1 rRNA gene is annotated in these 238 nt (G+C 45.4%); it reads left to right on the top strand.

Annotated elements, in window-relative coordinates:
- Positions 1-150 precede the first annotated feature (150 nt).
- Positions 151-238 (top strand): 5S ribosomal RNA (gene rrf, locus KNP00_RS14180); the annotation flags it as partial.

The raw sequence follows: 238 nt of genomic DNA, 5'->3' as shown, positions 1-238 counted from the left end.
GAAGCGTGGCGACACGTGGAGCTGAATGATACTAATCGGTCGAGGCTTTGATCTAGTCTAATGGTTCGTGTTGATGAATCCTCAGTTTTGAGAGAACAATCTCAAAAAACGTATTGACATTATCGATAAATAATGTTAATATAATACTTGTCTGGTGGCGATAGCGAGACGGCCACACCCGTTCCCATGCCGAACACGGAAGTTAAGCGTCTCAGCGCCGAAAGTAGTTGGGGGATCT

This window comes from Exiguobacterium qingdaonense (assembly GCF_018617855.1).
Lineage (GTDB): Bacteria > Bacillota > Bacilli > Exiguobacteriales > Exiguobacteriaceae > Exiguobacterium > Exiguobacterium qingdaonense.
Note: the sequence above shows the minus strand (reverse complement) of the source record. Positions and strands in the feature narration are given on the sequence as shown.